Here is a 19,682-nt window from a genome sequence, read left to right as displayed (position 1 = left end):
TCTACCGCCCCCACCGGTCCTGCCAGATCTTCTCGCCTATCATGCAATTGACTCGCGGCTCCCTGCCCGCTGCAGGTACCACCGGGCGTTCGGGCGTGCGGCCGGCGATCTCGAGCAGCAGCTTGGTGCGGATCGCTTCCTTGAACTTGTCGCGGTCCTTGATGGTCACCACGAACGAGCCGGGGCCGCCGATGACGCAGTCCTCGTAATAGAAATCGAGATTGTCGATATCCATGGTGGAATAAGACGGCTCCTTCACCATGATTGGCAGGCCGTTGATGACGATGCCCTTTTCCAACGCGGCATCGCGCGCGATGAGGACCGGCGCGCCGTTGTTGTTCGGGCCATCGCCCGAGATATCGATCACCCGCCGCAAACCGCGGTGCGGGCTCTCGTCGAACAGCGGCAGGGCGAAATTGATCGCACCCGAAATCGAAGTGCGCGATGCCCGGCGGATCGGGGTCTTGACGATCTCGTTGGCGACGGCATCGGCCGTCTCGGGTCCGTCGATCACACGCCAGGGGATGATGATCTTCTGGTCGGTTGACGCCGCCCACTCGAAATAGGTGATCGCGATCCTGCCGTTCGGCCCGCTCTTGAGCGCCTGCAAAAACTCCTTGGAGACGATCGCCTGCGCGTAGCCTTCCCGCTGCAGCGCCAGTTCATCCATGTCCATCGAATAGGAGACGTCGACGGCAAGGACGAGTTCCAGGTCGACGGTCGGATTGGCGTCCTTGTCAGCCAGTTGGCGGGCAGCGGCGTTCGCCTGGTGGCTCGCCCGGTTCGTTGGGTTCGGCGCGGCAACACCTGCCACGTCGCCGCCAGCGAGCATACCGGCTACAAGCACGACCCCGATCGAGACATACCAGCGCATTTGCGGCCCTCCCGTCGAACGTCAGTGATGGTGACATGCAAAATGGCTGACGCAAAGCACTGAAATCATTTGTCCTTCACATTCGGGTTAGGATCAGGCTTCGTCCACAGCAGCCTGCGCGGCCGGTTCCACGCTGCGATTGCCGTGTCCGAGCCTGGCGCGATGGTCGCCCTGATCGAGCTGAAACCCTCGGCACCCCCGGTTTCAGGACCGGCCCCGAGCCTGTAAACTGATCGAGACGGCCGTCAGCCGCGGCGATCAGACCATGGCGCAGCGCCTGGCGGACTGCCGCGCCAACTGAACGCGGCGGGCTCGTCGGATTTCCTTCGCTTCGGGACTACAAATGGCAGATACCGTCGTCACGCCAAAAACCAAGGTCAAAACCAAGGTCGAACGGCCGCGCCTGCACAAGGTCATCCTGATCAATGACGACTTCACGCCGCGCGAATTCGTCGTCACGGTGCTGAAGGCCGAATTCCGCATGACCGAGGACCAGGCCCACAAGGTCATGATCACCGCGCACCGCCGCGGCGTCTGCGTCGTCGCCGTGTTCACCAAGGACGTTGCCGAGACCAAGGCCACCCGCGCCACCGACGCCGGCCGCGCCAAGGGCTATCCGCTATTGTTCACGACCGAGCCGGAGGAATAGCGCGGATTTTTCCGGTCGGAATCATGGCGGGACGCTCGCCACCAGTTTCGAACTACGTTCAGAAATTGCGCGGCCGCCGCGGTCAATTCGCGCTCCCCCAAACGCATAATCCCGACGCGACACGAAAGGCCCTGCCCGACCAGAGGCAATGAAGTCAGGTCCGGATCGTCGGGTGACGGACGCTCACTCTTCGGGACGACGGCGAGCCCTACCCCATTACGGACGAGTTCGTGGAGCGTCGGCAAACGGTTCGTCGTCGTCACATAGTGGAACGAAAGGCCCGCGGCGGTCGCCGCGCGGTCGACGATGTGCCGGGTGCGGGACTCTGCCGGAAATGAGACAAGCGGAACGCCCGCCAGCGCCGGCAACCCGATCCTCGTGCGCCGCGCCAACGCATGGTCCCGGCACATGACGAGATGGAACGTTTCGACGCCAAGGCCTTCGGTCACGAACGATCGCGGCGCATCGTCGACATAGCCGATACCGAAATCAGCCATTCCATTGCGTATCTCGTCCATCACCATATGGTGCAACCCCTCGCGCAGATGAAGTTCGATGCCGGGAAATCGCCGGCTGTAGTCCGCGATCAGGCTTGGAAGCACGGCGCCCGCGAGCGAAACCACACTCGCGACGGTGATCTGACCGCGTGGATGAGCGGCCATTTCCCGCACATTTTCGGCGCCGATTCTGAGGTCGTTGAGCAAGCGTTCCGCAAGCGCAGCGAATTCCTGTCCTGCGTCAGTGACGGTGACCCGGCGGGTGCTGCGCGAAAACAGCGGCACACCCAGTTCGATCTCGATGAGCTTGATCGTTCGCGTCAGAGCTGGCTGCGATATTTTCAGCGAGCTGGCCGCGGCGACAAAACTTCGATACTTGGCAAGTGCGAGAACGGCCTGGAGCTGTCGCGAACTCAGATCGGGGAAAACAGGGGGCATGCTGGCTCGATTAATGCAAACATCGGAATAATCTCCGTTATCGGAAATAAATTGCAATAGACGGATCACTTCGGCAAGCTCTCTCCCCGGGGAGACTATCCATGACCATCTGTCTCTACGGCAGTCCAATCAGCACCTTTGCCCGCAAGGTCGGGATCGGTCTTGAGCTGAAAGGGCTGCCTTATGATCTCGTTGACGCGTTGACGCCGGATCGCCGCGAGGAATTGCGAAAGCTCAATCCGAGGCTGGAAGTGCCCGTGCTGACCGACGGCGATCTCGTCGTCGTGAACTCAAGCGACATCCTGCAGTATCTGGACTGGCGCTATCCCGAACGACCGCTCTATCCCGCTGCGATCGAGGAGCGCGTCGTCGCACGCGCCTTCGAGCGCCTGGCCGATCAACGCTTCGATCCAATCGTGGTGGACTGCTCGTACTGGCACTGGGCGGAACGCGACGACGAGCCACCGGCCGGCCTGCTGGCGGCGGCCCAAAGAGATATCGACGAGCTGTTCGATCATCTCGAGCGCATGCTGCTGCCGCGTCCGAAGCCGTGGCCGTTCGGCGAGCCTGGTGTCGTCGAATGCGCCTGGTTTGCCAATCTCGCCGCGTTGCGCACGTTTGGCCTGACCATCGACCTCCAGCGCTTTCCCGTGGTCGGCAATTGGTTTCGGGCGACACGGACACATCCCGTCTTCGTCGCCGACGCGCAGCGTACCGCTGCGTTCCTGAAGGAATTGAAGCACCTCACCCACGAGCGCAAGCGGCTGTTCTGGAGCGGAGACAGAATGGAGTGGCTGATATCGCGCGGGTTTCACCAGTGGTTTGCCGGCGAAGTCGCTGCCGGCCGTGCGGCGTTTCCGGGATAGGACTGCGCGAACCGCGCAGCAGTGTCCCCGGGCATCGGTTACGTTCAGCTTTAACTATCGGCGCTATCGAGAATTTGCGGCGCTGCGGCTGTGGATGACGCTGCTCGTCCTGACCTGGAGATTCAGTCGTACGTCCGCGCCGGCTAGGCCGCCGAGGTCTCGTCGGCCAGTCCATAGACGCGCGCCGCCTTTGCGAAGCCGGCAACCGGAAACTCGCCGAGATCGCTCCACCCTCCCCGGCAGATGCCGGCAAATCCCTCCGACGCCACGATGGTGCGCCTAGTTTGGCTGGCGATCTTTTCCAGCCGCGCCGCCAGATTTACCGCGGGTCCAATGCAGGTGAAGTCGAGCCGGTTGCCGCCGCCGATATTGCCGTAGAGAATTCGCCCGACATGCAGGGCGACACCGAAGCGAAAGCGTTCGACGGCGTCGCCGATCGGATACTGCAAGTCGGCGACGCTGGCGCGAGATTCGTGCGCGGCTTCGAGCACGTGGCCGCAAACCTGCTGCTCGTCGCCGACATATTCGTCGATCGGAAACACCGCGAGCAGCCCGTCGCCCATATATTTCAGCACGTCGCCGCCGTGCTTCTTGATCGCCGCGACTTGGCAATCGAAATAGCGGTTCAGAATGTCCACGACGGCCTCGGCCGGCAGCCGGTCCGACAACGCCGTGAAGCCACGCAGATCGGACAGCCAGATCGCGGCATTCATCGTCTCGGTGTGGCCGCGGCGAATTTGCCCGCCCATGATCCGCTCGCCGGCGCGGTTGCCGACATAGGTATCGAGCAGGCTGGCAGCCATGCGGTTCAGACTGATGATCTCGACGACGCGCGCCAGCGGCCGCACGATTGCCCGTAGCGCCGCCAATTGTTCGTTCGTGAACCCACCCGGCTGCTTCGTGGTCCAGCTCGACGCATTGACCGTGCTGTCGACGAAAGGAAGCGGCAGCGCAACGTAATCGGTGACGCCTTCGGCACGCAGGTCCTCGATGATCGGAAAGCGCTTGCTGGCGGGATCGTCGATGCGAGCCCGAACCTCGCTGCCCTGCTGGAACACGATGATCAGCGGGCTCGAATGAAAATCCGGCGATTCCAGAATTTTGTATTCGACCGTGCCGACCTCGACCTCGGCGCCCGGCCTCCAGATGAAACTACGGCCGTAGATATCGGGATGCAGCGTTCGAACGAACACGCCGACACGCCACAGCGGCAGGCCTGCCGCCACCATCCGCTCGCAGGTCTCCGCCATGAAACTCTTCGGGCTGGCCCTGGATCTGCCGCCGTCGATCAGCCAGTCGGTCAGCTTCTGCAGTTCGGAGGCATTCATCACGCCGGTATTTGCCGCGCAACTCCGTGAAAGGTCAAGCGCGCTTCCATGACAGCCGGCGTGACCCGACGACGGAGCTGCGCTAGCTTTACGGCGCAATAATAAGGGAAAACGTCAAAGTGTACGATTTGATCATCGTCGGCGGCGGATCAGCGGGCTCGGTCATGGCCCACAGGCTCTCCGCCAGGAGCGCCAACAAGGTCCTGCTCTGCGAAGCCGGCCAGGACACGCCGCCCGGCAACGAGCCGCCCGAAATTCGCGACAGCTATTCGGGGCTGGCGTATTTCGATCCGCGCTTCCACTGGACCGAACTCAAGGTCACCACCCAGGTCGTCAGTCACAACAACCCGGATGAGAGCCGCCCGCCATTGCGCAAGTATGAGCAGGCGCGCGTGTTGGGTGGCGGGTCCTCCATCAACGGCCAGATGGCCAACCGCGGCGCGCCGACCGACTACGCGGAGTGGGAGGTCCGCGGCGCCGCGGGCTGGAACTGGAAGGACGTGCTGCCCTATTTCAAGAAGGTGGAGCGCGACCTCGATTTCGACGGACCGTTCCACGGCAAGGACGGCCGTATCCCCGTCCGCCGCATTCCGCACCAGCATTGGACGCGGCACTCGCAAGCGGTGGGCGAGGCCTGCAAGCTCGCCGGCTTTGCGTTCCTGCCCGACCAGAACGGCGAGTTCGTCGAAGGCTACTTCCCGGTGACACACTCCAATCAGGACGAGCAACGCGTCTCGGCCGCGATGGGCTATCTCGATCGCGAAACACGCAAGCGCGCCAACCTGACCATATCGACCAACACGCAAGTCAAGGAGCTGCTGTTCGAGGGCACGCAATGCGTCGGCGTGAAGGCGCTGGTCGATGGCCGGGAACAGGAGTTCCGCGGTCGCGAGGTCATCCTCTCGTGCGGTGCTATCCATTCGCCGGCGCATCTCTTGCGCGCCGGCATCGGACCGGTCGGGCATCTGAAGGAGATGGGCATTCCGGTCTTGATGGGCCTCGCGGGCGTCGGCCAGGGTCTGATGGATCATCCCTCGATCGCGTTGTCGTCCTATGTCCGTCCTGGCGCGCGCATGAACGAGCACACCCGACGGCACATCCAGATGGGGCTGCGCTACTCCTCCGGGCTTCCGGGCGTACCTGCCGGCGACATGTTCGTCGCCGTCCTCAGCAAGTCGGCCTGGCATTCGGTCGGCGAGCAGATCGCCTCGCTGCTCACCTTCGTCAACAAGACCTACTCGGAGACCGGGCAGGTCAAAGTCGCCTCGCGCGACCCGCTGATAGAACCGATTGTCGAGTTCAACCTGTTGTCCGACAGGCGCGATCTCGATCGCCTGATGAGCGGCTTTCGCAAGATGGCGGCGCTGCAGATGAGCGCGCCGCTCAAGGCGGTCACCGACAAGCCGTTCCCGGCCTCGTATTCCGACCGCGTGCGCAAGATCGGCGTGGTCAACACCAGGAACAAGGTCCTCACCGCCATTGCCGCGACGTTGATGGACGGGCCGGCGGCGCTGCGCCACTACATGATCGACAACTTCATCGTCGAAGGTTTCACCTTCGAGCAGGTCATGAGCGACGACGAGGCGCTCGAAGCGTTCGTGCGCAAAGCGGCGATCGGCGTGTGGCATGCCTCCTGCTCGTGCCGGATGGGCCGAACGGACGATCCGATGGCGGTCGTAGACACCCAAGGCCGCGTCAAGGGCGTGCAGGGATTGCGCGTGGTCGACGCCTCGATCTTCCCGGTGGTGCCGTGCGCCAACACCAATTTCCCGGTGCTGATGGCGGCGGAGAAGATTGCAGACGCGATGCAGTAAGGGAGGCCGGGATTCCTACCCGCCCACCTGCCCGCGATGGCGCAGGAAATGGTCCGCCAGCACGCAGGCCATCATCGCCTCGCCGACCGGCACCGCGCGGATGCCGACGCAGGGGTCGTGACGGCCTTTTGTCATGATGTCGGTGTCGGCGCCGGCGCGATCCACCGTCTTGCGCGGCGAGAGGATCGACGAGGTCGGCTTCACCGCAAAACGCACCACCACCGGCTGGCCGGTCGAAATGCCGCCGAGCACGCCGCCGGCATGGTTGGACAGGAACCGCGTGCCGTTATTGCCGGTGCGCATCTCGTCGGCGTTTTCCTCGCCCGACAATTCGGCAGCAGCAAAGCCCGCGCCGATCTCGACGCCTTTCACCGCATTGATGCTCATCATGGCCGCCGCCAGATCGGCGTCCAGCTTGGCGTAGATCGGCGCGCCCCATCCGGCCGGCACGCCTTCGGCGACCACTTCGATGACCGCGCCGATCGAGGAGCCGCTCTTGCGGATGCCGTCCAGATACTGCTCGAAGAAGGCGGCCTTGTCCTTGTCGGGACAAAAGAACGGATTGCGCGCGATCTCGTCCCAGTCCCATTTGTCGCGATCGATCCTATGCGGGCCCATCTGCACTAGCGCGCCGCGGACCTTCACGTCAGGCAGGATTTTGCGCGCGATGGCGCCGGCCGCGACCCGCGTCGCGGTCTCGCGCGCCGACGAGCGGCCGCCGCCGCGATAATCGCGCAGGCCGTATTTGGCCTCATAGGTGAAGTCGGCGTGGCCGGGCCGAAACTTGTCCTTGATCTCGGAATAGTCCTTGGAGCGCTGGTCGGTGTTCTCGATCAACAGCGCGATCGGCGTTCCCGTCGTCACCTGCACGCCGGTTTCCGGATGCGCCATCACGCCGGACAGGATCTTGACCGCATCCGGCTCCTGGCGCTGGGTGGTGAAGCGCGACTGGCCCGGACGGCGGCGGTCGAGATCGTGCTGGATGTCCTCTGATGTCAGCGGGATCAGCGGCGGGCAGCCATCGACCACGCAGCCGATCGCGACCCCATGGCTTTCGCCGAAGGTCGTGACCCGGAACAGGTGGCCGAAGGTGTTGTGGGACATTTGCTGCGCTTGGCCCATAAGTCAGTACTGACGTGTCGTAACGCGCGGCGCTCAAACCAGCAACTGTCATTCCGGGGCGATGCGAAGCATCGAACCCGGAATCTCGAGATTCCGGGTTCGGTCCTGCGGACCGCCCCGGAATGACGGCGCGGGTAGGCACCGCCATTAACTATACTTCTTAAGCCCGCCGTCGCGGAACACGTAGACCGCGCCCTGCTCGATCACGAGATCGGCGGCGCTGGCCGGCGTCTCGATACCGAGCGCCACCATCAGCGCCCGCGCTGTGCCGCCATGGGCTACCGCAACGGTATCCGCGCGCACGGAATCGTACCAGTCGCGCATCCGGTGCTGCACCTCGGCATAGGTCTCGCCGCCTTCCGGCGCCATCGTCCACTTTGCTGTCAGCCGCTTGGCGTAGAGCACGGGGTCGGCGGCCTGCATCTCGGCCAGCGTCGAGCCCTCCCAGACGCCATAGCCGATCTCACGCAGACGATCGTCGAGCGCATAACTCTCCGGCGGCAGTTTCATGGCGCCGCGCACCAATTCCATCGTCGCCCGCGCGCGCGAAAGCGGGCTTGCAACGAACGGCAGCGAGGACGTGTCGCGGCCATCGCGCGCGAGGAGCTCAGCGAGGACATTGCCGGCGTGGGCCGCCTGCTTGCGGCCGAGATCGTTCAGCGGAATATCCTGCGCTCCCTGCAGCCTGCCTTCCGCGTTCCACGACGTCTCGCCATGGCGGATGTAGTAGATCACGGGCGCAGGCATCGGACTTTACGGCTATTCCTTGGCTACCGAATTGGAGAGCGAGATGTCGGGCGCGTCGGGGCGCTTCATGCCGACGACGTGATAGCCGGAATCGACGTGATGAACCTCGCCGGTGACGCCGCGCGACAGGTCCGACAACAGATACAGCGCGCTGTCGCCGACTTCCTCGATGCTCACGGTGCGGCGCAGCGGCGCGTTGTATTCATTCCACTTCAGAATGTAGCGGAAATCGCCGATGCCGGACGCCGCCAGCGTCTTGATCGGTCCTGCCGAAATCGCGTTGACGCGGATGTTCTTCTCGCCGAGATCGGCGGCGAGATAGCGCACGCTGGCTTCCAGGGCTGCCTTCGCAACCCCCATGACGTTGTAATGCGGCATCCATTTCTCGGCGCCGTAATAGGTCAGCGTCAGGATCGAGCCACCGTCGGTCATCAGCTTCTCGGCGCGCTGCGTGATCGCAGTCAGCGAATAGCAGGAGATCAGCATGCTCCTGGAGAAATTATCCTGCGTCGTCTCCAGATAGCGGCCTTCGAGTTGGTCCTTGTCGGCGAACGCGATGGCGTGGACCACGAAATCGATCTTGCCCCACTTTTCGCGGAGCACATCGAACACTGCATCGATCGTCGCGGCATCGGTGACGTCGCAATGGCCCAGCAGGAGGCCGTTCAGCTCCTTGGCCAGAGGTTCGACCCGTTTCTTCAGCGCATCGCCCTGCCAGGTGAGCGCGATTTCCGCGCCCGCGTCGTGGCATGCCTTGGCGATGCCCCAGGCAATCGAGCGGTTGTTGGCAACGCCGAGGATCACCCCGCGCTTGCCCTGCATCAGACCTGATTTTTGCGACATCTGCTTTCCAATCGCGCTTCCATCCAGGGCCTTCCATCCAGGCTTGGAGGTACACCAGCACTCCGGCGCGGTCGAGCCCAAATCCGCCGTTCGGATTAACGCTGTTTCGGGTGCGGCTCAATGGCTGGAATAGACGGGTCAATTGGGTGTTATGTTGGGTAAGGCGTTCGCGCCTCATAACTCTTGCAATCTGGTGCTGATGAGCGCGTTTCGTCAAAGTGTCGAAGCCATGATTCCGGCGCTCCGCCGCTATGCACGTGCACTCGCGCGCGATGCCGACATCGCCGACGACCTGGTGCAGGATACGCTGGTGCGCGCGTTGCGTTCCGAGCGGCTGTTTCTCGGCGGCGACGTCAGGAGCTGGCTCTATACGATCCTGACCAATTTGAACAAGAACCGGCGACGGTCGCTGGCGCGGCGGCCGCAATTCATGCCGCTGCTCGACAACAACCCGGACGCCAGCGGCACCGAGGCGGAAGGCCGCGACATTGCGCGTGCGCTGGCAACGTTGGTGGAAGAACAGCGCTCGGTGCTGCTCCTGGTGATGCTGGAAGGGCTGAGCTACCGCGAGGTCGCCGACATCCAGGGCGTGCCGATCGGCACCGTAATGTCCCGGCTTGCCCGCGCACGCGCGCATGTCAAAGCTTCGCTCGAGGGCGAACGCGCGGCGCTCAGGCGGGTGAAATGAAGGCGCATGAAACGCGTTACGCAGCAGATCAGGAATAGACAGAGACGACAATGACCGATCGCAACATTCCCGTCACCGAAGACGAGCTGCATGCTTACGTCGACGACGAACTGCCGGCTGAACGCCGCGGCGACGTCGAAGCGTGGCTCGCCTCGCATCCCGACGATGCCGCGCGGGTGCAGTCGTGGCGCACGATGGCGGAAGCGCTGCATACCAGGTACGATTCGGTTGTCGACGAGGCGGTGCCGAAACGGCTCGAGATCGAACGGCTGGTGCGACAGCCGCGCAGATGGGTGTACGGCGCGGTCGCGGCGACGCTGGCGGCGTTCATCGTCGGCGGCGGCATCGGCTGGTTCGCGCGCGGCGCGGCGACTGCACCCTCGGCTTTCCAAAATCTGACGGTGCATGCGATCGAAGCGCACCGGCTTTACGTGGTGGAAGTGCGGCATCCCGTCGAGGTGCCGGGCAGCGAACGCCATCATCTGCAGCAATGGCTGACCAAGCGCTGCGGCTGGGTCGTCCGCGCGCCGGAACTGGCGGGGGCCGGATTGAAACTCGTCGGCGGACGGCTATTGCCGGGTTCCGCAGGCCCGGCATCCTTCATGATGTATGAGAGCGCCTCAGGCGAACGTTTCACGATCTACACCGCAAAATCGGATGCCGAGGCGACCCAGATGCGGTACGCGGCGGAAGGCAAGGAGAGCGCCCTGTTCTGGGCGGACGACGGCGTCGTTTATGCGGTGGTGTCTACCGGCGCCGACCGGGGGCGGCTGACCCAGATCGCCCAGGCTGTCTACGATCAGTTGGAAAAGAAGGGCTGACCCGGTAGCCGGAACTCAACGAAGTCCGGGAGATCGTTGCGACCAGATCACGTGTTCCCGGAGTGCGCTTCGTTTCATCCGGGTGACGGCGGCGAAAAGCGACGAATTGGCAACACCCGCGCCTTGTCCAAATTCTGACATCGAAAATCTGGAATCAAAACACCGGTGCGTCTCATTAATGCACCGGGTGATCACGCGAAAATGAGCAGCGTTCGATCCGCCGATCGGCGCAAGCGGCCTCGATCGGGGTTTGGTACCGCGCTGGTCCCCCTTTCGAGGCCGCCCCTTTTCCGGGAAACCCTTGTTTCCAGGAAAGAAGTGCGCTTTTTTGGGAAACTCCTGCTCGGAACCCCGCTTTCCAATTCCACGCAAAATCTGCGCCGCGAACCCGGCCGAATCAGCCGAAATCGCTGCGCGGATTGTACGGGTGGCCATCGCGCCACTTCTGCATCAATGCCTCGAGCTCGCTATCGTTCCCGTCGGGCAAAATAATTCGGGTGGTCACGAGCAGGTCCCCGGTTTCCCCGGGCTTGGGCAGGCCCTTGCCCTTGAGGCGGAAGGTGCGGCCGCTCGAGGTATTTTTCGGGATCGAGAGCTCGACCGCACCACCCAGGGTGGGCACGCGGACCTTGCCGCCCAACACCGCCTCATAGAGCGTGATGGGCAGATCCAGGCGCAAATCGCTGCCATCGACCTTGAAAAAAGGATGCGGGGCGATGCTGACCGTAATCAGGAGATCACCCGGCGGGTGGCCCGGCGCGGTTTCGCCCTGCCCCTTTAGCCGGATCTGCTGACCGGCGGTGACGCCTGCGGGGATCTTGACGTTGAGCTCCTTGCCGGTCGGCAAACGGACGCGCTTTTCCCCGCCCTTGACGGACTCTTCCAGCGACACCGTCATGGCGACGTTCAGATCGAGATCGAGGCCGACGCCACCGGTGTCGAATTCAAAGCTCCGGCCGCCGCCGGCACGTCCGCTCCTGGCTGCGCCGCCGAACATGCTGTTGAGGATGTCCTCGAAGCCCGCGCCGCCCATGCCACCGGGGCCGCCCCCGCTGCGGAAAGTGTAGGATTCGAAACCGCCTCCACCGGCGCGGCCGCGCGGGTCGCCGGAAAAGCCGCCACCAGGAAAACCTTGGAAGCGCGGCTTGCCCTCGGCATCGATCTCGCCGCGATCGAACTGTTTGCGCTTGTCCTCGTCGCCGATGATCTCGTTGGCCGCGTTGATCTCGGAAAATCGCGCCGCAGCCTTCGGATCGTTTTTGTTGTTGTCGGGGTGATGCTTCTTGGCGAGCTTGCGGTAGGCACTCTTGATCGCCGTAGCGCTGGCGCCTCGCGGCACCCCCAAGACCTCATAGGGGTCGCGCATCCGTCACGTCTCCTTCACGGAAATTCGGTTTTTGAAGCTTAGGGCAATTCGCCCGCTTTGGCTTCATCTGGGGAGCCAGTTGCATTTTTGCAACTACCACGTCGCTTGAAGTCGATTTGAGGCGTTATCCCCTCGTCCACGGCTTAATCGTATGGATTTCCCATCGACCATGGCCGGCCTTGCAGGCGGCGCCCTGCAGCCAGCTTTCCGAGCGGCCGTTGACGTAGCTCGCCAGGAAATCCCGGCAGGTGCGCCCATCTTCCGCAGAATAGGCCTGGGAAAGCGGCGTCACCGAGCCGCGCGCGCCGGTTTCCGGATTTTCCCAGGGCTGGCTGGAATCCTTGTCGCCCTTGGTCAGCACGTCGGAGGCGGCGGTGCGGGCAAAGGCGAGATCGCTCTCGGTCGGCACCGGCGATTGCTTGCCCAATGCCCCCGTGACGTCGGCAGCGTGCATCCTGGCGTAGGCATCCGGACGCGACAGGCTGCAGCCGCCCGAGCCGAGACCGATCAAAATCAACGTCATCACAGCGCCCCTCGGCCCGATCGCCGATAGGCCAACGCGTCCCCATGCCCTATATAGGGCGTGCCCGTATCGGGGCTGCAACGCGTTCTGGGACGCGAGGGTACGCAACTGGGACTCCTGACATGACGGACACGACCTCCATCAAACACCCGACACCGTTAACATCGGGTGATTTTACCGCGGCCGAGGAACCGTTTGCGCTGTTCGCCGAGTGGTTTGCAGAAGCCGTGAAGTCCGAGCCGAACGATCCCAACGCGATGGCGCTGGCGACCGTCGACTCTGACGGGCTGCCGGATGTCCGGATGGTGCTGATGAAAGGCTATGATGCGGATGGTTTCGTGTTCTACAGCCACATCGCCAGCCAGAAGGGCCGCGAACTCGCCGCAAATCCTAAGGCCGCTTTACTATTTCACTGGAAGTCGCTGCGCCGTCAGGTGCGCATCCGCGGCAGCGTGACGCCGGTGACGGACGCGGAAGCCGACGCCTATTTCGCGACGCGTCCGAAGCAGGCGCAGATCGGCGCCTGGGCCAGCAAGCAGTCGCAGCCGCTGGAGAGCCGCTTCGCCTTCGAGCAGGCAATCGCCAAGGTCGCGGCCAAATACGTCATCGGCGAAGTGCCGCGCCCATCCGGCTGGAGCGGTTGGCGTATTACGCCCCAGCGTTTCGAATTCTGGCACGACCGACCGTACCGCCTGCACGACCGCATCGAATTCCGCCGCGATGCGCCCGATGGCGCATGGTCCAAGGTAAGGCTCTATCCATGATGCCAAACGCACGCGACGACGTTCAAAGCTGAAAGACCTAAATGCCCTCTTCATCCAACGCGCCGCGGCGCACGTTGCTCCTGACCGGTGCCAGCCGCGGCATCGGCCATGCCACCGCGATCCGGTTTTCCTCGGCCGGCTGGCGCGTCATCACCTGTTCGCGGCATGCCTTCCCGGAAGTCTGCCCGTGGGGCGCCGGCCCGGAGGATCACATCGAGGTCGACCTCGGCAGCCATGACGACACCGTGCGCGCGATTTCGGAGATTCGCAGGCGGCTGGAGAACGACGAGCTGCACGCGCTGGTCAACAACGCGGCGATCTCGCCGAAGGCGCCGGACGGCGGGCGGCTCGGCACCATGGACACCGATGTCGAAACCTGGAACCACGTCTTTCACGTCAACTTCTTCGCGCCGATCATGATCGCGCGCGGACTGCTCGAGGAGTTGAAACACGCCAGGGGCGCGGTGGTGAACGTCACCTCGATCGCGGGCTCGCGCGTGCACCCGTTCGCGGGCGCGGCCTATGCGACCTCGAAGGCGGCGCTTGCCGCGCTGACCCGCGAGATGGCGTTCGATTTCGGCCGCGTCGGCGTCCGCGTCAACGCGATCGCGCCCGGCGAGATCGACACCTCGATCCTGTCGCCGGGCACCGAGAAGATCGTCGAGCAGCAGATTCCGATGCACCGCCTCGGCACGCCGGACGAGGTCGCCAAAATCATCTATGTGCTGTGTACGGAAACCAGTTCGTATGTGAACGGCGCCGAGATCCACATCAACGGCGGCCAGCACGTTTAGTGCATGACGTGATCTTGTAGGGTGGGCAAAGGAGCGCTAGCGACGTGCCCACCATCTATCACCGAGCGCGCTGCTTGATGGTGGGCACGCTTCCGCCTTCGCTCGTTGAGCTACGGCGGACAAGTCGCTTTGCCCACCCTACAAGATCGCTGCCGTTCACTCCGCGCAAGACTTCCGCTGCGCAGTGCGCAGCGCAGTCGTCGCAGCGACGTTGAACGTGCTCGAACACTCGTCCTCGTTCTCGCCGTCCGCCAGCACAGCACCGCAGTGCCGGCAAAGCCGCGTCGAGAACGCCTGCGCCTTGCCAACGCTGCGGCCCTGCTGATAGCGGGCCAGATCGATGACGTTGCGTGGCGACATTATGAGTTTCTCAACCATGGGATCCTCGCGGCCTGAGAGACACGTTATCGCAGACAAGTTTCGACCATTCGTTCAGTCCACTGCTCAAATTTTAGCGGTGGGATTGAGCCGATCTTTCGCACATCGGGAACCGCACGGAACTGTGATCTACAACCACTTCTTCCATCTGAAGAACAAGTACGGCAGCACTGCTGCCATGAGCATCATGATGAGCGCCATCGGATAGCCGTGAGGCCATTCGAGTTCCGGCATCACCTTGAAGTTCATGCCGTAGACCGAGGCGATCAAGGTCGGCGGCATCAGCACCACCGCCATCACCGAGAACAGCTTGATGATGTTGTTCTGTTCGAGATTGACGACGCCGAGCATGGCGTCGAGCGTGAAGGTGATCTTGTTGGAGAGGTACGAGGCGTGGTCGGTCAGGGAACCGACGTCGCGCTGCATGGTCTTGAGCTGCTCGCGCATGTCCTTGGACCATTTGACACCCTCCACCACCGCCGACAGGAAGGTGACGACGCGGCCGATCGAGACCAGGCTCTCGCGGATCTTGGAGACCAGATCCCCCTTGCGCCCGATCGCGATCAGGATCTGCGAGTATCGCTTGGCCTGGCCATGCCGTGCGCTTTCGGGCTCGAAGATGTCGTGCGAGACCTGGTCGACCTCGGCGCCGGCGCGCTCCAGAATGTCGGCACAGCGGTCGATCACCGCGTCGAGCAGTTCCATCAGCACCATCTCGCCCGATATCCCCGGCAGGCATGAGCGCGCCAGCTTGTGCTCAACGAGCGCAAACGGCTTCGGCTCGTCGTAGCGCACCGTTACCAGACGGTGACCGGCGAGGATGAAAGTGACGGCCGTGGTCTTCGGCATATCGGTGTCGGATTGGCACATCAGCGTCGCGGTCATGTAGCGGGCGCCGCTCTCAATGTAGAGCCGGCTGGAAATCTCGATCTCCTGCATGTCTTCCCGGGTCGGCACCGCGATCCCGGCCAGCCGCTCGACCGCGCGGTCCTCCTGCCCCGTCGGGTTCAACAGGTCGATCCAGACCGCATTGTCCGGCAATGCCGCCGGGTCCACGGCCGGGAGCTTCTTCAGGGTAGATTCGAAGGGAACAAACACCGAAAACATAGGCAACTCCGGAACCGGCGGGAATCCCACCCAGGGCACTAAACCCGATTCTGGCAAGCGCTTCATGACCCTCGCATTAACCGGCGGTCGATATTTATGGCAGCGGGGTGGCGGCGGCGCGGCCGCGATTTGGCCCTGCGCCATACCTGCCCGGAAAACAACCAGAAGTCGCAAAATTTGCGGCATAAAAGCCACAGCCAGCCTTCCGCAGCGCAGAATGGACGCGCAAATGCTGGCATATCAGCCGGCTTTTGCGGATAATGAGATTAATGGAATCGTCGCGTTTGAGGCGCAAGATTGTGGCTTGCGAACGCCTGACTTTCGATTGGAAGTGTAACCATGTCGTCGCTGAAAGTAATTTTGGGGCTGCTCGCCGCCGGCCTTGCGTTGTCTGGCTGCATGCCGGCAACCACCTATCAAGCCGCCCCTGAAGCCACCCTCAAGCCGAACGACAAGGCCCAGCTCGCCAAGGCGCGCTACGCCGCGGTCAAGCCCCCAGAGCCGTTCCGCCGCGCCATCGTCGACTATCACCGCAAGGAACTGCCCGGTACCATCGTTGTCGATTCCGACAACCACTACCTCTATCTGGTCCAGGACGGCGGCAAGGCGATCCGCTATGGCGTCACCGTCGGCGAGGAAGCCCTCGCATTCTCCGGCATCGCGCGCGTCGGCAACATGGCCGAATGGCCGAAATGGACGCCGACCGCCGACATTCACAAGCGTATCGAAGGCCTGCCAGCTTCGGTGCCCGGCGGCGTCGACAATCCGCTCGGCGCCCGCGCGCTCTACCTGTATCAGGGCAACCGCGACACGCTGTTCCGCATCCACGGCACCAACCAGCCGGAATATATCGGCGCCTCGATCTCGTCGGGCTGCATCCGCATGACCAACGAAGACGTCATCGACCTCTACAGCCGGGTGAAGACGGGCACCGTGGTCGTCGTGCTCGAGCCCAAGCAGGGTGACTCGCCGTTCAATTCCAAGATGGCGCTGCAGGGCGGCGGCAACAGCGGCCCGATGGCGCAGTAGCCGACGCCGGTACATCACAGTGGAAGATCAAGAGCGCCGGTTTTTCCGGCGCTTTTTCGTTGCGGGCTTCTCCTCGCGCGCCGGCTCGGCCTTTTCCGATTTCTCGCCATTCGATTCAGCGTCCGGCTTGGCCGCATCGGGCTTCGCACCGGACTTGTTTGCATCAGGCTTGTCAGACCTGTTCGCGTCGGATTTGGCGTCGTCGGATTTGGCAGCGTCGGGCTTGGCGGCGACCTCGCGCGGCGGGGCTTCCTCGGGCCGTTCCGCCGGCAATAGCGGCGCTCTCTGCGGCAGCGGGTCCCAGACGTCCCACTGGCAGATCCGGTAATTGCCGCGTCGTTCCATCAGATCGAGATGGATGTGGTCCTCGTGGTACCAATCCGAGCCCGGGCCGAGCACGGTCGAAAACCGCGCGCACATGGAATGCAATACGGCCTCGCGCAATTGCCGCGGCACGGTGCGGTCGGTCAGCGAGATCGAGGTGCCATCGGCGAGCTTGAAGGCGCGAACGTCGAGCGCGTTGGCGCGACCGTGCTCGGAGAGCTTGGCGCCGACGATACGGTTGCGACCGCGGCACTCGAACGAATCGAAATTGTCGAGATCGGAGACGGAACTGCCGAGGCGTTCTGCCAGCGGCACGATGTCCTTGCGGATCCACTCGGCCAGCGCGGACGCCATGGTACAGCGCAGGATCGCCGCCGGCTTTACCGACACCCGTCGCTTGTCCGGCAGCACGATCGCCTCGAGCCGCACCAGATCCTCGCCGCCGCAGCCATTGGCGCCGCGGATGTCCGGGATGCTGGGCGCAATGGCGACTTCGTCCGTCAGCGCCAGGCGGCACGCGGAGGGCTGTGGCGTGGGCTCCGGTGCGGGTGTGGCCTGCTGCCTGGCCTTGTCGTTCTCAGGCGACGCCTGCTTCTTCTCGGCCGGCTCCTCAGGCTTGGCAGACGGTGCCTCGGCTGGACGCGGCTTCGGGAGCGGCACGGCCGCACGGCGCGCCTTTGCTCGCGGGCGGGGCTCCAAATGCTTGAACAAATCGTCCCACGGCGCGGCGCGCGAGGTTTTCGCCGCCCAAGCCGGCTCGACTGGCATGCCAATCAACAGCGCCGCGGCGGCAGCGGTAACCATTGCCGCTGCAATGCGGCCAAAGGCGCCATTAGCCCATTTTCGGCTTGCTTTCTGCGCGGTAAAGTTCATTTCAATTCCATGAACTTAACCCCGATCCGCCGACAATGTTCGGCGGATCGTGCGGCAACAAACAAACCATCGGAGGGAAGTGCGTATGCTCGGATTGATGCAAGACTGGCCTTTGCTTTGCCATCGGATTATCGAACACGCGGCGAAGTATCACGGCACGCAAGAGGTCGTCACGCGGTCGGTCGAAGGTCCCATTCATCGCACCAATTACGCCGAAATTCATGCGCGCGCGCTGAAAGTATCGCAACGGCTCGACCGCGACGGCATCAAGCTCGGCGACCGTGTCGCCACCATCGCCTGGAACACCTGGCGCCATCTCGAGTGCTGGTACGGCATCATGGGAATCGGCGCGATTTGCCACACCGTCAATCCGCGGCTGTTCCCCGACCAGATCGCCTGGATCATCAACCACGCGCAGGACCGCGTGGTGATCACCGATACCACCTTCGTGCCGATCCTGGAAAAGATCGCGGCCAACCTGCCGAGCGTCGAGCGCTACATCGTGCTGACCGACAAGGCGCATATGCCGCAGACCACGCTGAAGAACGCGGTCGCCTATGAGGATTGGATCGCGGAAGCGGATGGCAAGTTCACGTGGAAGGACTTTGACGAGAATACAGCGGCCGCGATGTGCTACACTTCGGGCACCACGGGCGACCCCAAAGGCGTGTTGTATTCGCATCGCTCCAACGTGCTGCACGGGCTGATGGCCAACAACGTCGACGCGCTCGGCACCAGCGCCGCCGAGACCATGCTGCCGGTGGTGCCGTTGTTCCATGCCAATAGCTGGGGCATCGCATTCTCCGCGCCTTCGATGGGCACCAAGCTCGTGATGCCCGGCGCCAAGCTCGACGGTGCTTCGGTCTATGAACTGCTCGACACCGAGAAAGTCACCCATACCGCCGGCGTGCCGACGGTGTGGCTGATGCTGCTGAACCACATGTCGGCCAACAATCTGAAACTGCCCCACCTGAAGAGCGTGGTGTGCGGCGGCTCGGCGATGCCGCGCTCGATGATCAAGTCGTTCGTCGACATGGGCGTGCGCGTGCGCCATGCCTGGGGCATGACCGAGATGAGCCCGATCGGAACCGTAGCCGCGCTGAAGCCGCCGTTCGCCGAACTCACCGGCGAGGAGCGGCTCGACATCCTGCAGGCCCAGGGCTACCCGCCGTTCGGCGTGGAGATGAAGATCACTGACGATGCCGGCAAGGAACTGCCGTGGGACGGCAAGACCTTCGGCCGCCTCAAGGTGAGCGGGCCTGCGGTCGCCAAGGCCTATTTCAAGGTCGATACCGACATCCTCGACGAGGAAGGCTATTTCGACACCGGTGACGTCGCCACCATCGACCAGCATGGCTACATGCGGATCACCGACCGCTCCAAGGACGTCATCAAGTCCGGCGGCGAATGGATCTCGTCGATCGACCTGGAAAACCTTGCGGTCGGCCATCCCGCGGTCGCGGAGGCCGCTGTCATCGGCGTCTATCATCCCAAATGGGACGAACGTCCGCTGCTGATCGTGCAACTCAAGGCCGGCCAGCAGGCAAGCCGCGAGGACATCCTGAAATTCATGGATGGCAAGATCGCGAAATGGTGGATGCCCGACGACGTCGTCTTTGTCGACGGCATCCCCCACACCGCAACCGGCAAGATCCTGAAGACGGCGCTGCGCGAGCAGTTCAAGAGCTACCGCTTCCCGAACGCGGCGGCGTGAGGCGATCCTGGGCTCGATTCAAGAGGCCGCCTTCCGGCAAGCGGGAGGCGGCCTCCATGAAAATCGTACCCAACTAGGAAGATCGTGATCCGATTCGAAATGACCGGACTTCGATCGCTAAGT

At 63.4% G+C, this 19,682-nt stretch carries 20 protein-coding genes; 9 read left to right on the top strand and 11 right to left on the bottom strand.

Translation table 11 applies throughout. The features are described from left to right. Position 1 precedes the first annotated feature (1 nt). Entirely contained in the window at positions 2 to 874 is an 873-nt protein-coding gene (locus tag V1292_RS16260; RefSeq protein ID WP_334373735.1) for a DUF1194 domain-containing protein, read from the bottom strand. Positions 875 to 1,217: 343 nt separating this feature from the next. On the opposite strand from V1292_RS16260, the gene clpS reads away from it, so the two are divergent. Next, a complete protein-coding gene (gene clpS / locus V1292_RS16255; RefSeq protein ID WP_057843371.1) occupies positions 1,218 to 1,523 on the top strand; it encodes an ATP-dependent Clp protease adapter ClpS in 306 nt (101 codons plus the stop codon). On the opposite strand, the gene V1292_RS16250 is transcribed toward clpS, so the two are convergent. Further along, positions 1,487 to 2,527, bottom strand: a complete 1,041-nt coding sequence (locus V1292_RS16250) for a LysR family transcriptional regulator (protein WP_334373734.1) — start codon at positions 2,525 to 2,527, stop codon at positions 1,487 to 1,489. The two genes, clpS and V1292_RS16250, sit on opposite strands and share 37 nt — an antisense overlap. Before the next feature lie 32 nt (positions 2,528 to 2,559). On the opposite strand from V1292_RS16250, the gene V1292_RS16245 reads away from it, so the two are divergent. Continuing rightward, positions 2,560 to 3,324 carry a glutathione S-transferase family protein gene (locus tag V1292_RS16245; protein ID WP_334373733.1) on the top strand — a complete coding sequence of 255 codons (765 nt, stop codon included), beginning with the start codon at positions 2,560 to 2,562 and terminating at the stop codon, positions 3,322 to 3,324. Positions 3,325 to 3,467: 143 nt separating this feature from the next. Here the strand turns inward: V1292_RS16245 and V1292_RS16240 are convergent, their stop codons facing one another. Next, entirely contained in the window at positions 3,468 to 4,652 is a 1,185-nt protein-coding gene (locus V1292_RS16240) for an adenylate/guanylate cyclase domain-containing protein (RefSeq protein WP_334373732.1), read from the bottom strand. 119 nt (positions 4,653 to 4,771) lie between these two features. Between V1292_RS16240 and V1292_RS16235 the strand changes: the two genes are divergently transcribed. Continuing rightward, positions 4,772 to 6,466 (top strand): GMC family oxidoreductase, encoded by a 1,695-nt coding sequence (locus tag V1292_RS16235; protein WP_334373731.1) that lies wholly within the window; start codon positions 4,772 to 4,774, stop codon positions 6,464 to 6,466. A 15-nt stretch (positions 6,467 to 6,481) separates the two neighbouring features. On the opposite strand, the gene aroC is transcribed toward V1292_RS16235, so the two are convergent. The 3 genes from aroC to fabI all read right to left on the bottom strand — a co-directional run bounded on the left by aroC (position 6,482) and on the right by fabI (position 9,178). Beyond that, complete coding sequence (aroC, locus tag V1292_RS16230) at positions 6,482 to 7,570, bottom strand: chorismate synthase (RefSeq protein ID WP_334373730.1); 1,089 nt, start codon at positions 7,568 to 7,570, stop codon at positions 6,482 to 6,484. 165 nt (positions 7,571 to 7,735) lie between these two features. Continuing rightward, entirely contained in the window at positions 7,736 to 8,335 is a 600-nt protein-coding gene (locus V1292_RS16225; RefSeq protein ID WP_334373729.1) for a histidine phosphatase family protein, read from the bottom strand. Positions 8,336 to 8,347: 12 nt separating this feature from the next. Then, entirely contained in the window at positions 8,348 to 9,178 is an 831-nt protein-coding gene (gene fabI, locus V1292_RS16220) for an enoyl-ACP reductase FabI (RefSeq protein WP_334373728.1), read from the bottom strand. Positions 9,179 to 9,377: 199 nt separating this feature from the next. Between fabI and V1292_RS16215 the strand changes: the two genes are divergently transcribed. Then, positions 9,378 to 9,866, top strand: coding sequence for an RNA polymerase sigma factor (locus V1292_RS16215; RefSeq protein WP_027537716.1), 489 nt, complete (start codon positions 9,378 to 9,380; stop codon positions 9,864 to 9,866). Positions 9,867 to 9,916: 50 nt separating this feature from the next. Next, a complete protein-coding gene (locus V1292_RS16210; protein WP_334373727.1) occupies positions 9,917 to 10,687 on the top strand; it encodes an anti-sigma factor family protein in 771 nt (256 codons plus the stop codon). A gap of 397 nt (positions 10,688 to 11,084) precedes the next feature. Here V1292_RS16210 and V1292_RS16205 read toward each other — a convergent pair whose 3' ends face one another. Further along, entirely contained in the window at positions 11,085 to 12,053 is a 969-nt protein-coding gene (locus V1292_RS16205) for a J domain-containing protein (RefSeq protein WP_334373726.1), read from the bottom strand. Between the two features lie 124 nt (positions 12,054 to 12,177). Beyond that, on the bottom strand, positions 12,178 to 12,576 hold the full coding sequence (locus tag V1292_RS16200) for an RT0821/Lpp0805 family surface protein (protein ID WP_334373725.1): 399 nt from the start codon (positions 12,574 to 12,576) through the stop codon (positions 12,178 to 12,180). A 122-nt stretch (positions 12,577 to 12,698) separates the two neighbouring features. Here V1292_RS16200 and pdxH point away from each other — a divergent pair, with 122 nt between their 5' ends. Further along, positions 12,699 to 13,340 (top strand): pyridoxamine 5'-phosphate oxidase, encoded by a 642-nt coding sequence (gene pdxH / locus V1292_RS16195; protein WP_334373724.1) that lies wholly within the window; start codon positions 12,699 to 12,701, stop codon positions 13,338 to 13,340. A 41-nt stretch (positions 13,341 to 13,381) separates the two neighbouring features. Further along, positions 13,382 to 14,134, top strand: coding sequence for an SDR family NAD(P)-dependent oxidoreductase (locus V1292_RS16190; protein ID WP_334373723.1), 753 nt, complete (start codon positions 13,382 to 13,384; stop codon positions 14,132 to 14,134). A gap of 156 nt (positions 14,135 to 14,290) precedes the next feature. Here the strand turns inward: V1292_RS16190 and V1292_RS16185 are convergent, their stop codons facing one another. Together V1292_RS16185 and V1292_RS16180 are read right to left on the bottom strand one after the other, a co-directional pair. Further along, positions 14,291 to 14,512 carry a hypothetical protein gene (locus V1292_RS16185; protein WP_334373722.1) on the bottom strand — a complete coding sequence of 74 codons (222 nt, stop codon included), beginning with the start codon at positions 14,510 to 14,512 and terminating at the stop codon, positions 14,291 to 14,293. 129 nt (positions 14,513 to 14,641) lie between these two features. Beyond that, complete coding sequence (locus tag V1292_RS16180; protein ID WP_334373721.1) at positions 14,642 to 15,619, bottom strand: magnesium transporter CorA family protein; 978 nt, start codon at positions 15,617 to 15,619, stop codon at positions 14,642 to 14,644. A gap of 339 nt (positions 15,620 to 15,958) precedes the next feature. On the opposite strand from V1292_RS16180, the gene V1292_RS16175 reads away from it, so the two are divergent. Beyond that, positions 15,959 to 16,648, top strand: a complete 690-nt coding sequence (locus V1292_RS16175) for a L,D-transpeptidase (protein WP_334373720.1) — start codon at positions 15,959 to 15,961, stop codon at positions 16,646 to 16,648. A gap of 27 nt (positions 16,649 to 16,675) precedes the next feature. On the opposite strand, the gene V1292_RS16170 is transcribed toward V1292_RS16175, so the two are convergent. Further along, a complete protein-coding gene (locus tag V1292_RS16170) occupies positions 16,676 to 17,845 on the bottom strand; it encodes an extensin family protein (RefSeq protein ID WP_334373719.1) in 1,170 nt (389 codons plus the stop codon). Positions 17,846 to 17,930: 85 nt separating this feature from the next. On the opposite strand from V1292_RS16170, the gene V1292_RS16165 reads away from it, so the two are divergent. Beyond that, positions 17,931 to 19,559: a fatty-acid--CoA ligase gene (locus V1292_RS16165; RefSeq protein WP_334373718.1), complete on the top strand. Its 1,629-nt coding sequence runs from the start codon at positions 17,931 to 17,933 to the stop codon at positions 19,557 to 19,559. The last annotated feature ends 123 nt before the right edge of the window (positions 19,560 to 19,682 follow it).

Origin of the sequence: Bradyrhizobium sp. AZCC 1719, from assembly GCF_036924525.1 — a bacterium.
Taxonomy (GTDB): domain Bacteria; phylum Pseudomonadota; class Alphaproteobacteria; order Rhizobiales; family Xanthobacteraceae; genus Bradyrhizobium.
The sequence above is the reverse complement of the archived record's forward strand: the minus strand, read 5'-3'. Positions and strand labels throughout refer to the sequence as shown.